The 13528-nt window shown below is 72.0% G+C and carries 10 protein-coding genes; 6 read left to right on the top strand and 4 right to left on the bottom strand.

Going from position 1 to position 13528, the window contains the following annotated elements:
* From RI578_RS35915 to RI578_RS35905, 3 genes are all read left to right on the top strand, one after another.
* Positions 1-1362 (top strand): maltokinase N-terminal cap-like domain-containing protein, encoded by a 1362-nt coding sequence (locus tag RI578_RS35915; protein ID WP_310874968.1) that lies wholly within the window; start codon positions 1-3, stop codon positions 1360-1362.
* A 3-nt stretch (positions 1363-1365) separates the two neighbouring features.
* Entirely contained in the window at positions 1366-3588 is a 2223-nt protein-coding gene (gene glgB / locus RI578_RS35910; RefSeq protein ID WP_310874967.1) for a 1,4-alpha-glucan branching enzyme, read from the top strand.
* Positions 3589-3700: 112 nt separating this feature from the next.
* Complete coding sequence (locus RI578_RS35905; protein WP_310874966.1) at positions 3701-4792, top strand: glutamate--cysteine ligase; 1092 nt, start codon at positions 3701-3703, stop codon at positions 4790-4792.
* Positions 4793-4826: 34 nt separating this feature from the next.
* Here the strand turns inward: RI578_RS35905 and RI578_RS35900 are convergent, their stop codons facing one another.
* Complete coding sequence (locus RI578_RS35900) at positions 4827-5060, bottom strand: DUF6480 family protein (RefSeq protein ID WP_310874965.1); 234 nt, start codon at positions 5058-5060, stop codon at positions 4827-4829.
* Positions 5061-5225: 165 nt separating this feature from the next.
* On the opposite strand from RI578_RS35900, the gene RI578_RS35895 reads away from it, so the two are divergent.
* Positions 5226-7133 carry an AMP-dependent synthetase/ligase gene (locus RI578_RS35895; RefSeq protein ID WP_310874964.1) on the top strand — a complete coding sequence of 636 codons (1908 nt, stop codon included), beginning with the start codon at positions 5226-5228 and terminating at the stop codon, positions 7131-7133.
* An 81-nt stretch (positions 7134-7214) separates the two neighbouring features.
* Here RI578_RS35895 and RI578_RS35890 read toward each other — a convergent pair whose 3' ends face one another.
* Positions 7215-7502 (bottom strand): DUF4190 domain-containing protein, encoded by a 288-nt coding sequence (locus RI578_RS35890; RefSeq protein ID WP_310874963.1) that lies wholly within the window; start codon positions 7500-7502, stop codon positions 7215-7217.
* A 256-nt stretch (positions 7503-7758) separates the two neighbouring features.
* Here RI578_RS35890 and RI578_RS35885 point away from each other — a divergent pair, with 256 nt between their 5' ends.
* The gene (locus RI578_RS35885; RefSeq protein ID WP_310874962.1) at positions 7759-8193 is read left to right on the top strand and encodes an ATP-binding protein; all 435 of its coding nucleotides are present in this window, start codon (positions 7759-7761) and stop codon (positions 8191-8193) included.
* Between the two features lie 9 nt (positions 8194-8202).
* Here the strand turns inward: RI578_RS35885 and RI578_RS35880 are convergent, their stop codons facing one another.
* Positions 8203-8655: an ATP-binding protein gene (locus RI578_RS35880; RefSeq protein WP_310874961.1), complete on the bottom strand. Its 453-nt coding sequence runs from the start codon at positions 8653-8655 to the stop codon at positions 8203-8205.
* Between the two features lie 45 nt (positions 8656-8700).
* Positions 8701-9066 carry a PRC-barrel domain-containing protein gene (locus RI578_RS35875; RefSeq protein ID WP_310875950.1) on the bottom strand — a complete coding sequence of 122 codons (366 nt, stop codon included), beginning with the start codon at positions 9064-9066 and terminating at the stop codon, positions 8701-8703.
* A 386-nt stretch (positions 9067-9452) separates the two neighbouring features.
* Here RI578_RS35875 and RI578_RS35870 point away from each other — a divergent pair, with 386 nt between their 5' ends.
* Positions 9453-13448 (top strand): HAMP domain-containing protein, encoded by a 3996-nt coding sequence (locus RI578_RS35870; RefSeq protein WP_310874960.1) that lies wholly within the window; start codon positions 9453-9455, stop codon positions 13446-13448.
* Positions 13449-13528: the final 80 nt, after the last annotated feature.

The following is a 13528-nucleotide window of genomic DNA, read 5'->3' as shown; positions in this document are numbered from 1 at the left end:
ATGCCGAAGACCGCACCCCTGCGCCCGAGACGCGGGCATCTCGCCGAGACCATGGCCTCGCTCGGCGAGCTGCTGCGGGAGTGGCTGCCGCGCCAGCGCTGGTTCGCGGGCAAGGACCGGCTCGTGGCCGAGCTCGGTCTGCTGTCGATGACCGAGCTCTTCCCGGGCTGTCTGCACCTCCTGGTGCACACCGGGCAGGGCCCCGTGCCCGCCCCGGGCGGCGCTCCCCCGGCCGGCGACTGCTACCAGCTGCTGCTGGGCGTGCGCGAGCAGCCGTCACCGCGCCTGGGCCGGGCGATCATCGGGCAGGTGCAGGACGGCCCGCTGGCCGGCCGGACGGTCTACGACGCGCTGCACGACCCCCGGTCGGCCCAGCTGCTCCTGGAACGGCTCCGGCACCCCGGCAAGGCGGGACCGCTGCGCTTCGAGTCCGACCCCGCGCGGCCGGTGCCCGGCGGGCTCGTGCCGCGGCTGCTGGACGCCGAGCAGTCCAACTCGTCGCTGATCTACGGCGACGAGTTCATCCTGAAGCTGTTCCGGCGCATCCAGCCCGGCGTCAACCCCGACCTGGAGGTGCCGGACGCGCTGGCCAGGCAGGGCTGCGGGCGGGTCCCCGCGCCGGTGGCGTGGATGCGGACGACCCATCCCTACGAGGCGACGCTCGGTGTGCTCCAGCCGTTCCTGCACGACGCCTCGGACGGCTGGACCCTCTCCCTGAACGCGCTGGCGTCCGGGGACGACTTCACCGTGCAGGCTCGCGAGCTGGGGCGGGCGATGGCCGACGTGCACCTGGCGCTGGCCTCGGCGTTCCCGGCCGGCCCGCCCGGGGAGAACGGCCGGACGGCGGCGGCGATGACCGAGCGGCTGACCACCGCCGCGCACTGCGTACCGGCGCTGCAGCCCTTCGTGCCCGGGCTGCGGGCGGCCTTCGCGGCGCTGTCCACCTGCGACTCCGGACCTCCCGCCCAGCGCATCCACGGCGACCTGCACCTGGGGCAGGTGCTGCGGGCCGGCCGGGACTGGTTCGTCATCGACTTCGAGGGCGAACCGTCCCGCCCGCTGTCCGAACGGCGCAGCGCCCACTCCCCCGTGCGGGACATCGCGGGCATGCTGCGCTCCTTCGACTACGCCGCCCGGCAGCGCCGCCCGTGGCGCCCCGAGTGGGCGCGCCGCTGCCGGGAGGCGTTCTGCGCCGGCTACGCCGCCCGCGCCGGATGGGACCCCCGTAAGAAGCACGGCCTGCTGCGCGCCTACGAGACGGACCGCGCCGTGTATGAGGTGCTGTACGAGGCCCGGCACCGCCCCGACTGGCTTCCCGTACCCATGGCGGCGATCGAACGACTCGCCGTGAGAGGAGACTGACCCGTGGCCCTCCGCGACACCTCGCTCCCCGAGCCGTCCGGTCCCGTCCCGCCCACACCCGGTGCGTGCGGAACCGCCCCGCCCCTCGACCCGACCGACCGCGGGCGCCTGCTGGCGGGCGCCCACCACGACCCGCACGCCCTGCTCGGCGCCCACCCCGTCCCGGGCGGCATCGCCTTCCGGGCGCTGCGCCCGTTCGCCCGCGAGGTGAGCGTGGTGGTGGCCGGCGAGCGCCACGGCCTGGTGTCGGAGGAGGACGGTCTCTTCTCCGGTGTCCTGCCACTGGCGGAGATCCCCGCGTACACCCTCGTGGTGACGTACGAGGAGGGCGAGCAGGAGACGCACGACCCGTACCGCTTCCTGCCCGCCCTCGGCGAACTCGACCTGCACCTGATCGGCGAGGGACGGCACGAGCAGCTGTGGCAGGCCCTCGGCGCGGAGCCGATGACCCACGAGGGCGTCACCGGCACCCGGTTCACGGTGTGGGCGCCGAACGCCCAGGGGGTGCGGGTCGCCACCGACTTCACCCACTGGGACGGCACGGCGTTCCCGATGCGCTCGCTCGGTTCGTCCGGGGTGTGGGAGCTGTTCCTGCCGGGCGTCGGCGAGGGCACCCGGTACAAGTTCGAGATCCACTCGCGGTACGGCCACCGGTTCCTCAAGGCCGACCCGATGGCCCGCGCGGCGGAGGAACCGCCGAACACCGCGTCCGTCGTGACCGCGTCGGCGTACGAGTGGGGCGACGGGGAGTGGATGCGGACCCGGGCCGAGACCCCCGTGCACGAGGCGCCGTTCTCGGTGTACGAGGTGCACCTGGCGTCCTGGCGGCCGGGGCTGTCCTACCGCGAGCTGGCCGAGGAGCTGCCCGCGTACGTCAGGGACCTCGGCTTCACCCACGTCGAGCTGATGCCGGTCGCCGAGCACCCGTACGGCCCGTCCTGGGGCTACCAGGTCACCGGCTTCTACGCGCCGACCGCGCGCCTCGGCTCGCCCGACGACTTCCGGTACCTGGTCGACGCCCTGCACCGGGCCGGTCTCGGCGTGATCATGGACTGGGTGCCGGCGCACTTCCCGAAGGACGACTGGGCGCTGGGCCGCTTCGACGGGGACCAGCTGTACGAACCCGGGGACTCCCGGCGCGCGGAGCACCCGGACTGGGGCACGTACACCTTCGACTTCGCGCGTACCGAGGTGCGCAACTTCCTCGTGGCGAACGCCGTGTACTGGTGCGAGGAGTTCCACATCGACGGGCTGCGCGTCGACGCGGTCGCCTCGATGCTCTACCTGGACTACTCGCGCGACTCGGGCCAGTGGGAGCCCAACCAGTACGGCGGCCGGGAGGACCTGGCGGCGATGGCGTTCCTCCAGGAGATGAACGCGACCGTCTACCGGCGCTGCCCCGGCGTGGTGACCATCGCGGAGGAGTCGACCGCGTGGGGCGGGGTGACCCGGCCCACCGACACCGGCGGTCTCGGTTTCGGCCTGAAGTGGAACATGGGCTGGATGCACGACTCGCTGGAGTACGTCGCGCACGAGCCGGTGCACCGCAAGTACCACCACCACGAGATGACCTTCTCGATGGTGTACGCCTACAGCGAGAACTACTGCCTGCCGATCTCCCACGACGAGGTGGTGCACGGCAAGCAGGCGCTGGTGTCGAAGATGCCGGGCGACTGGTGGCAGCGGCGGGCGAACGTGCGCGCCTACCTCGGCTTCATGTGGGCGCACCCGGGCAAGCAACTGCTCTTCATGGGGCAGGAGTTCGCGCAGGGTGCCGAGTGGTCGGAGAAGCAGGGCCCCGAGTGGTGGCTGCTGGACGAGGGGTACCACTCGGCGTCCGACCACCGCGGGATCCAGGACCTGGTCCGCGAGCTCAACACCTGCTACGGGCGGACGCCGGCGCTGTGGCAGCGCGACACCGATCCGGCCGGTTTCCGGTGGGTCGCCGTGGACGCGGCCGAGGACAACGTCTTCGCGTTCCTGCGGTACGACGCGGACGGCACTCCGCTGCTGGCGGTGTCGAACTTCTCCCCGGTCGTCCGGCACGAGTACGGCCTCGCCGTCGGCGACGAGGTCACCGCCTGGCAGGAGGTGCTCAACACCGACGCCGAGGAGTACGGCGGCAGCGGCGTGGGCAATCCCGACCCGCTAAAGCCCGAGGACGGGAGCCTCCGGATCACCCTGCCGCCGCTGGCGACGGTGTGGCTGATGCCGTACGCCCTGTGAGGCGCGGCGGCGCGACCAGGTGTCCGGCCGCCTTCCCGGGGCAGTCGGTGGTCCAACGGACCTAGAAGACCTCGTCGCCGCCGCGACCGGGCCCACTGAAAGGCGGCATCACGTGCGCACCGTCGGAGTGGAGGAGGAGCTCCTCCTGGTCGACCCCGAGACCGGTGAGCCGCGGGCGCTGTCCGCCGCCGTGCTCGCCCGGGCCTCACTGGACGATGCCGAGCAGGACGTGTTCGAGAAGGAACTGCACGAGCAGATGGTCGAGTTCGCCACGCATCCGCAGTCGGACATGGAGCGGCTGCACGCGGAGATCGTCCGCTGCCGTGCGGAGGCCGGGGGCCACGCCGGGGGAATCGGCTGCGCCGTGGCCGCGCTGGCGACGTCGCCGCTGCCGGTGACCCCGTCCGTCGGCGTGAACCGCCGCTACGACTGGATGGCCGAGCAGTACGGCGTCGTGGTCCAGGAGCAGCTCGTCCTGGGCTGCCACGTGCACGTCTCGGTGGAGTCCGACGAGGAGGGCGTCGCGGTGATCGACCGGGTGCGGCCCTGGCTGCCGGTGCTGGCCGCGTTGAGCGCGAACTCGCCGTTCTGGCAGGGCAGGGACTCCTCCTACAGCAGCTATCGCAGCCGGGTCTGGCAGCGCTGGCCGTCGGCCGGTCCGACGGAGCTGTTCGGCTCGGCGGAGACCTACCACCGGCGGGTCGCGGACATGCTCGCCACCGGCACGATCCTCGACGACGGGATGATCTACTTCGACGTCCGGCTCTCCCAGCGCTATCCGACGGTCGAGTTCCGGGTCGCGGACGTCTGCCTGGACGCGGGGACGGCCGTCGTCGTCGCGGCCCTCGCCCGCGCGCTGGTCGGCACGGCCGCGCGGGAGTGGCGGGAGGGCACGGAGCCGGCCGAGCACAGTGTGAGCCTGCTGCGTCTCGCGGCCTGGCGGGCGGCCCGGTCCGGGCTGACGGAGGAACTGCTGCACCCCGCGACGATGCGGCGGATGCCGGCCGAGACGGTCGTACGAGCGCTGCTGGACCACGTCGGGGACGCGCTGGCCGACGACGGCGACCTCGACCGGGTGCGGGACGGCGTCGGCGAATTGCTGCGGCACGGCAACGGTGCCCGGGTGCAGCGCGAACTGCTGGAGCGCACCGGCAGCCTGCGGGACGTCGTCACCGAGTGCGTACGCCGTACTCAGGCGGCCTGAGACGCCCCGCGGGGCCGTCGCTCCTCGCACCTTCTCAGAGGATCAGGACCAGGGCGTAGCCCAGGAAGCCCGCCGCGATGAGCAGCACCAGGGCGAGGATCACGGTCAGGGGTGCCTTGGCCCAGCCCTTGGAAGGGTTGTTGCCCTCCCACGGGCCCGCCTCGGACATGCTGCTCTCGCCCGGCGGAGTCTCGCCGGGCGGCACACCGCCTCCCTGTTCCAGTCCGGTGGTGCGTTCGGGTTCCGGGTCGGGGTTCGTATAGCTCATGCCGTCCGAGTCCCCCGATCCGGCCGAGATCACCAGGCGGGAACACTTCCGGCGTCCCGGCCCCCCGCCGCCTGCGGCTCCGCTACATTCCGAGCACGGCCGATCACGGTGCTCGTCGGTGCTCGTCCGTGGGGTCCACCGTCCGTACATGTCAGGAGCCAGCGCATGCGCGACCTCGCTCTCGCTCCCCGGGCCGTCCCGCCCCTGACCGGCGGGCTCGCCGACAGCCTCTTCGAGACGGCCGCCCTCAGTCCGACCCTGCCGATGCTCGCCCGCCGTACCGGGCCGGACTCCACCGTCTGGCACGAGGTGACGGCCGTGGAGTTCCGCGACGAGGTGGCCGACCTGGCCAAGGGGCTGATCGCGTGCGGGATCTCGCCGGGCGACCGCGTGGCGATCCTGGCCCACACCCGCTATGAGTGGACGGTCTTCAGCTACGCGCTGTGGACGGTGGGCGCCGAGGTCGTGCCGATCTATCCGACCTCCTCGCGCGACCAGGTCGAGTGGATCCTGCGGGACGCCGGCTGCGTGGCCGTGGTGGTCGAGGACGAGCAGAGCGTGATGACCGTCGGCTCGGTGTGCGCGTCGCTGCCGTCACTGCGCCATGTCTGGCAACTGGACGCGGGCGTGATGGACACGCTCGTGGCGCGCGGCGAGTTCCTCCCGTTCGCCACGGTCGACTCCATGCGCCGCATCGTGCTGCCGGACTCCACCGCGGTCGTCGCCTACACCTCGGGCACGTCCGGCCGCGCCATGGGCTGCGCGCTGAGCCACCGCGGCCTGGCCAGTCCGTGCGACACGCTGATCGAGGGCTGGGGCCACACGGTCGCGCCGCCCGGGGAGCAGGGCGCCGTCCTCGCCTTCCTGCCCTTCTCCCACGTGTACGGGCTGATGATCCAGAGCCTGTGCGTCCGGGGCGGGCTGCTCATGGCGCACGAGCCCGCGATGACCGGGGAGGCGCTGGCCTCGGCCCTGCGCTCCTTCCGCCCGACCTACTTCTACGCCGTCCCGTCGGTGCTGGAGAAGCTGTACAAGACCTTCCTGCGCACGGCCCAGAAGGCGGGCCGCGGAGCGCTGTTCGAGCGGGCCGCCGAGACGGCGCGGGACTTCGCCGCCGCGCTGGAGCGCCAGCGGCTGGGCAGGGGGCCGGGGCCCGGCTTCGACCTCCGCCTCCAGCACGCCCTGTACGAACGGACGGTGTACCGCCGGCTGCGGAACGCGCTCGGCGGTCGGGTGCGCCGCGCGACGTCCGGTGGTTCGCCGCTCAGCCGCGAGCTGTCCCTCTTCTTCGAGGGCATCGGCGTCTACGTCCACGACGGCTACGGCCTGACGGAGACCAGCGGCGGACTGACGATGCAGCCGCTGGGCCGCGAGAAGTCCGGCACCGTCGGGCAGCCGCTGCCCGGCATGGAGATCCGGGTGGCCGACGACGGGGAGATCCTGGTGCGCGGGCCGTCGCTGTTCCAGGGGTACGTCGGTGACGAGGCCGCGACCCGTGAGGTGCTGCGCGGCGGCTGGCTGGCCACCGGGGACCTCGGGCACCTGGACGACGAGAACTATCTGGCGATCACGGGCCGCAAGAAGGACATCATCATCACCAGCGGCGGCAAGAGCGTGGCCCCGGCCGCCCTGGAGCAGCGGCTGCGCATGCATCCGCTCGTCCACCAGGCGGTGGTCGTGGGCGACAACCGGCCCTGCGTCGGCGCCCTCATCACGCTCGACCCGGAGTTCCTGACGCACTGGCGGGCGGGGTTGGCCCTGCAGGGCGACGCCCCGGCCCGTGAGGCGCGCGAGGAGAACGCGCTGCGGGAGGAGGTCGCGCGGGCCGTCGCCGCGGCCAACAGTGCCGTCTCGCGCTCGGAGTCCATCCGGGTCTTCCGCGTCCTGCCCGATCCGTTCGACGTGGCCAACGGGCTGCTCACCCCGTCGATGAAGCTGCGCCGGGACGAGATCGTACGGACCTACGCCTTCGAGATCGACGCGATGTACGAGGCGCGGTCGCACCGCCGGCCGCCGGCGCCGCCGGCGGATCCGGCCGGGTGGGAGGACTCGGACAACGTGTTCTTCCGGTGACCGGGTAGGCCGGCAGACGTGCGCGGGCGCCGGTGTCCCACCGGCGCGCCCGCGCGGTCGTCGTCCCGTGTGCCGGCCGGGTCAGCCGCCCACGTACCAGCTGAAGCCACCGCTCGACGCGCTCACCGCGAGCAGGACGGCGAAGAGGACGAGGGCCAGGATGCCGAGCACGATACCGGCCTTGGCCATGCCCGCGCCGCCCTTGGCCGGGGCCTGCCGCAGTCCGACGGCGCCCAGCACGATGGCGACCGGTCCCAGAATGACGCTGAGGAAGAACAGGCCGATGATTCCGGAGCAAAGACTCGCGATGGCCAGACCGTTCGTGCGTGACCTGGACGACGCGGCAGGGGAACTGCCGTAACTGGTCATCAGAGATCTCCCGAGTGGGGTAGTCGGACACGGGCGTTCCCTCGCGGAGCGCCCTGGTGTGTTCCGCCTTCCGGGTTCCCTCGCAATCCGCTCTGCATTCCGGGGAATTCGCCGGGGGTGACGGGACGATCACCCCCGGCCACCGCGCCCCGACCCGCACAACGAGGCGCGTAGGGTCGGCCGGCACGGGAACTAACAAACGAAGGGAAAGCGAAGAAGGGACAACGCCCGGCGGATGCCGGGCCGGGAAGGCGAAATGGCAGCCGAGTCGCGTTGGGACAGGACACTGGCTTCCGAGGAGATCACGAACCGCACCGCCAGCTTCACCGGGGAGCTGCACAATGTGACCGGTGCGCGGCTGGTCGCGGAGGAATTCCTCTACGACCTGGCCCGTGCGTCACCACCCGCGCAGCCCGAGCACTGGGACGACATCCTCCTGGTGGTCACGGAGCTGGCGGCGAACGCGGTGCAGTACGCCCCGGGGCCGTTCACGCTGCGGCTGCGCCGTACCTTCGACGGAGTGCACGTGGTGATGCACGACACGAGTACGACCGAACCCGCGCCGCGTCCCTTCCATCCGAGCAACGGCGGCGGCGGCATCGGCTGGCACCTGATCCACACCCTGTCCGACCAGGTGAGCGTCGTCACCGGCGAGCGGGGCAAGGACATCCACGTCTTCCTGCCCTGGTGACCGCCCCGGTCAGGGGGTGCCCGCGTCGCGCAGGGGCACCAGCACGCTGATCGACTTGCCGCCTCCCGGGTGCCGGTCGACGGCGATGTCGCGGGCCAGGCGGGCGACCAGCGGCCAGCCGTAACCGCTCCCGTGGTGCCTGGTGGGGAACTCGTAGGCGGCCCTGGGCACCACCGCGCTGTTGTCGTGAACGGCGATCCACACCCCCTCACCCATGGGCCGGACCTCGAACCCGGCCAGTCCGCCGCCGTGCCGGATCGCGTTGGTGACCAGCTCCGAGACGACGAGCAGCAGGTCGACGACGTCCTCGTCCCGCACCCCGCGGCCCGAGCCCCATTGCGCGCGCGCCACCGACTCCGCGTACGCGCGTGCCGTCGCCGCGCTGGTCACGGCGCCCGGTGCCGGTGCGCCGGACGGCGCGAAGCCGGATGAGGCCGTGGTGGTCCCGTCGGTTGGTTCCATGTCAGTGGTGTCCCTGGTCTTCGCCGTGCTGTCGTTCGGCGCCGGTCAGTCCGCGGTGGTGTCCTGCGGCGGCAGCCGGTGGTAGTAGTCGCCGACGGACGCCAGGTACTCCCGGTCCATCGTCTCGCTGTCGGTCCGGAACCGGGGCGCGGCCTTGACCTCCGCCCTGGTGCAGGCCACCGTGACGGTACGGGCCTCGGGGTCGATGCCCCTGACCATGCCGACCGGCACGAGCACGCTCCGGCCGAAGACCCAGACGCCGGTGTCGACGACCAGGTGCCGCATGCCGAAGTGGTCGGCCTGGCGGTCCACGTGACCGATGGTGCCGTCGTTCGCGACGACGGTGCAGCCCGTCAGGTCCTGTTCCTCCGTGTAACCACTGCCCGTCGCGTACGACCAGATGCTTTCCATCGGCACGCTGTCCCTTCCCTCCCGCGTGGGTGACGACTGTGGGGCCGGGCCTGCGCCACGGGCCGGACCGGCTCCACAGCAGCAGATACCCGGCCCGGGCCGCCGCATTCGGACGCCGTGGGCCAATCGGCGGCGGCGAGATCCACCGGGCCGCCCCGCGGCCGGTCCGGGAGCGCGGCCCGATCCGTCCGAGGGCGTGCTCCACCGGGTGGCGTCCCGCTTTGTTCGGACCCGCGACCTGGGTTAGCCTCTGGCGTATTTTTCTCTTTGGGCAATCCGTGAACTGCGGGAATGCATCCACAACGGACCGGACCGGGCAATCGGTCCGGCAGGGGGTTGTCGAGTCCTCGGTCCGAGGGCTCCTGGGGAGCGGAACGAGGGTGCGCATGACCAGCGACAGCGCCGGTACCGTCGAGGCGGTTCCGGGCGATCAGGAGTTGCGCCGTCTCCTTGCCGGCCTGACGGCCGTGCGGGACGGCGACTTCGGCACTCGTCTGCCGGACGAGGCCGATGGCCTGATGGGCGACATCGCCAAGGTCTTCAACGGCATGGTGGACCAGTTGTCCGTGTTCACCTCCGAGGTCACCCGGGTGTCCCGCGAGGTGGGCACGGAGGGGACCCTCGGCGGGCAGGCGAGGGTGCCGGGCGTCTCGGGCACCTGGGCCGACCTGACGGACTCGGTCAACGCCATGGCGGGAAACCTGACCACCCAGGTCCGTGACATCGCCCAGGTCGCCACGGCGGTCGCCAAGGGCGACCTGTCGCAGAAGATCGACGTGGACGCCCGCGGCGAGATCCTCGAACTGAAGAACACCATCAACACGATGGTCGACCAGCTCTCCGCCTTCGCCGACGAGGTCACCCGCGTCGCCCGCGAGGTCGGCACCGACGGGCGGCTCGGCGGCCAGGCCGACGTCCAGGGCGTCAAGGGCACGTGGCGCGACCTCACCGACTCGGTGAACTTCATGGCGGGCAACCTGACCAACCAGGTCCGCAACGTCGCCCAGGTGGCCACCGCCGTGGCCAAGGGTGATCTCTCCCAGAAGATCACGGTGGACGCCCGCGGCGAGATCCTCGAACTGAAGAACACCATCAACACGATGGTCGACCAGCTCTCGGCCTTCGCCGACGAGGTCACCCGCGTCGCCCGCGAGGTCGGCACCGAGGGCAATCTGGGCGGCCGCGCCCAGGTGCGCGGTGTGTCGGGTACCTGGAAGGACCTGACCGACAACGTCAACTCCATGGCCAACAACCTCACCGGCCAGGTCCGCTCCATCGCCCAGGTCGCCACCGCCGTGGCGCGCGGCGACCTGTCGCAGCGGATCACCGTGGAGGCCAAGGGCGAGGTCGCGGCGCTGGCCGACGTCATCAACACGATGGTCGACACGCTGTCGGCGTTCGCCGACGAGGTCACCCGCGTCGCCCGCGAGGTCGGCACCGAGGGCCGGCTCGGCGGGCAGGCGCTGGTGCCGAACGTCGCCGGCACCTGGAAGGACCTCACCGACAACGTCAACTCCATGGCCAACAACCTCACCGGCCAGGTGCGCAACATCGCGCTGGTGACGACCGCGGTGGCCCGGGGCGACCTGTCGAAGAAGATCGACGTCGACGCGCGCGGCGAGATCCTGGAGCTCAAGACGACGATCAACACGATGGTCGACCAGCTCTCCGCCTTCGCCGACGAGGTCACCCGCGTCGCCCGCGAGGTCGGCACCGAGGGCCGGCTCGGCGGCCAGGCCGAGGTGGAGGGCGTCTCCGGTACCTGGAAGCGCCTCACGGAGAACGTCAACGAGCTGGCCGGCAACCTCACCCGCCAGGTCCGCGCGATCGCCGAGGTCACCTCCGCCGTCGCCGAGGGCGACCTGACCCGCTCCATCAACGTGGAGGCGTCGGGCGAGGTCGCCGAGCTCAAGGACAACATCAACTCCATGGTGGAGTCCCTGCGCGAGACCACCCGGGCCAACCAGGAGCAGGACTGGCTCAAGACCAACCTCGCCCGGATCTCCGGCCTGATGCAGGGGCACCGGGACCTGCCCGTGGTCGCCGAGCTGATCATGGACGAGCTGGTGCCGCTGGTGTCGGCCCAGTACGGCGCCTTCTATCTCGCCGAGGACGGCGACGAGGGGCCCGAGCTGCGGCTCGTCGGCTCCTACGGCTGTCCCGAGGACGGGAGCAGGCCCACCCGCATCGCCTTCGGCCGCACCCTGGTCGGCCAGGCCGCGCGCAGCCGGCGCACCATCGTGGTGGACGAGCTGCCGGCCGGCTACGTGACGATCTCCTCCGGGCTCGGCGAGGTGGTGCCGACCGCCCTGGTGCTGGTGCCCATCGTGGTCGAGGGGCAGGTTCTCGGCGTGATCGAACTGGCGTCGGTCACCTCCTTCACCCAGGTCCACCGGGACTTCCTGGAACTGCTGATGGAGACCATCGGCGTCAACGTCAACACGATCGTGGCCAACGCCCGCACCGACGAGCTCCTCTCCGAGTCGCAGCGCCTGACCGCCGAGCTGCAGGCCCGTTCCGCCGAGCTCCAGGTCCAGCAGGAGGAGCTGCAGCGCTCCAACGCCGAGCTGGAGGACAAGGCGTCCCTGCTGGCGACGCAGAACCGGGACATCGAGGCGAAGAACCTGCAGATCGAGCAGGCCCGGCAGGAGCTGGAGGCCCGTGCCCAGCAACTGTCGCTGGCCTCGAAGTACAAGTCGGAGTTCCTGGCCAACATGAGCCACGAGCTGCGCACCCCGCTCAACAGCCTGCTCATCCTCGCCCAGCTGCTCGCCCAGAACCCGTCGCGCAACCTCACCCCCAAGCAGGTCGAGTACGCGGGCATCATCCACTCCGCGGGCTCGGACCTGCTCCAGCTGATCAACGACATCCTGGACCTGTCGAAGGTCGAGGCGGGGAAGATGGACGTCGCACCCGAGCGGGTGTCGCTGCGGCAGCTCATCGAGTACGTCGAGGCCACCTTCCGGCCCATGACGACGCAGAAGGGCCTGGAGTTCACGGTGTCGACGGCCGCCGGAGCACCGGCGGACCTGCTGACCGACGAGTCCCGGCTGCGTCAGGTGCTGCGCAACCTGCTGTCCAACGCGGTGAAGTTCACCGAGCGGGGCGGGGTGGAGCTGGCCGTCGAGCCGGCGTCGGACGACGAGGTGCCCGCCGGTGTGCTCCGGGGCGGTGCGGTGGTGGCCTTCCGGGTGAAGGACACCGGTATCGGCATCCCCGAGCAGAACCTGGAGTCGATCTTCGGCGCGTTCCAGCAGGCGGACGGCACGACCAGCCGCAAGTACGGCGGCACCGGACTCGGCCTGTCCATCACCCGGGAGATCGCCCAGCTGCTCGGCGGCGCCGTCACGGTGGACAGCACACCCGACCGGGGCAGCACGTTCACGCTGTTCCTGCCCGTGGCCCGGCACGACTTCGAGGAGCTGCTGGACCTGGGCGCGGAGCACGCCCCGGCCGAGTCGCCCGCCGACGTGCTCAACCGCCCGGCGGCGGCGCCCGAGCTCACGGGCGGCCACCGGCAGCGCCCGCGGCGGCTGCTCGTCGTGGAGGAGCGGCCGCGTGGTCTGCTGACCCTCGTCGCGGAGAGCGTGATCACCGACCTGACGCACGGACGGGACGACGCGGGCGACCGGCCCCCGCTCGACGTCATCACGGCCGTGGGGGCGCAGGAGGCCGCGGGCGCGCTCGCGGCCGAGCCGTGCCACTGCGTCGTCCTGGAGCTGGGCATGCCGGACTCGGAGGCGTCCCGCTTCCTGGAGGCGCTGCGCGGCGACTCCGCGCTGGCGAGCGTGCCGGTGCTGGTGCACAGCGGTCACCGCGCGGACGCGGCGCTGGAGGAGAGCCTGCGCTCCGGGGCTGAGGGCGGGGCGCTGGAGTTCCTGTCCAGCCTCGACGAGCTGCGGGAGCGCATCGCGCTGCACCTGGCCGCCGAGGAGCCCGGCGACGTCCTCTCCCTGGTCCGGCCCGAGGAGCCGCAGCACCTGGCTCCGGACGCCGTGGACGACTCGTCGGCCGGGCGCACCGTCCTCGTCGTCGACGACGACGCGCGCAACCTCTTCGCGCTCAGCGGGATCCTGGAGCTGCACGGTTTCCGGGTCCTGCACGCGGAGAACGGACGCCGGGGCATCGAGACGCTCGTGGACCACCCGGACGTCGCGCTGGTCCTGATGGACGTGATGATGCCGGAGATGGACGGCTACACGGCGACGGCCGAGATCCGCCGGATCCCCCGGTACGCCGAGCTGCCCATCATCGCGGTCACCGCGAAGGCGATGCCCGGCGACCGGGAGAAGAGCCTCGCCTCGGGCGCCAGCGACTACGTCACCAAGCCCGTCGACACCCGGGACCTCATCGCCTGCGTCCGACGGTGGCTGCCCGCATGAGCGTGCCGGCCCCCGTCCCGTACACCGGTGGGCCGGGCGGTGCGCGGCACGTCCCGTCGCGCTCCGTCGCGGCCTCCAGC

Source organism: Streptomyces sp. BB1-1-1 (assembly GCF_031597775.1).
Classification (GTDB): Bacteria; Actinomycetota; Actinomycetes; order Streptomycetales; family Streptomycetaceae; genus Streptomyces; species Streptomyces thinghirensis.
Note: the sequence above shows the minus strand (reverse complement) of the source record. Positions and strands in the feature narration are given on the sequence as shown.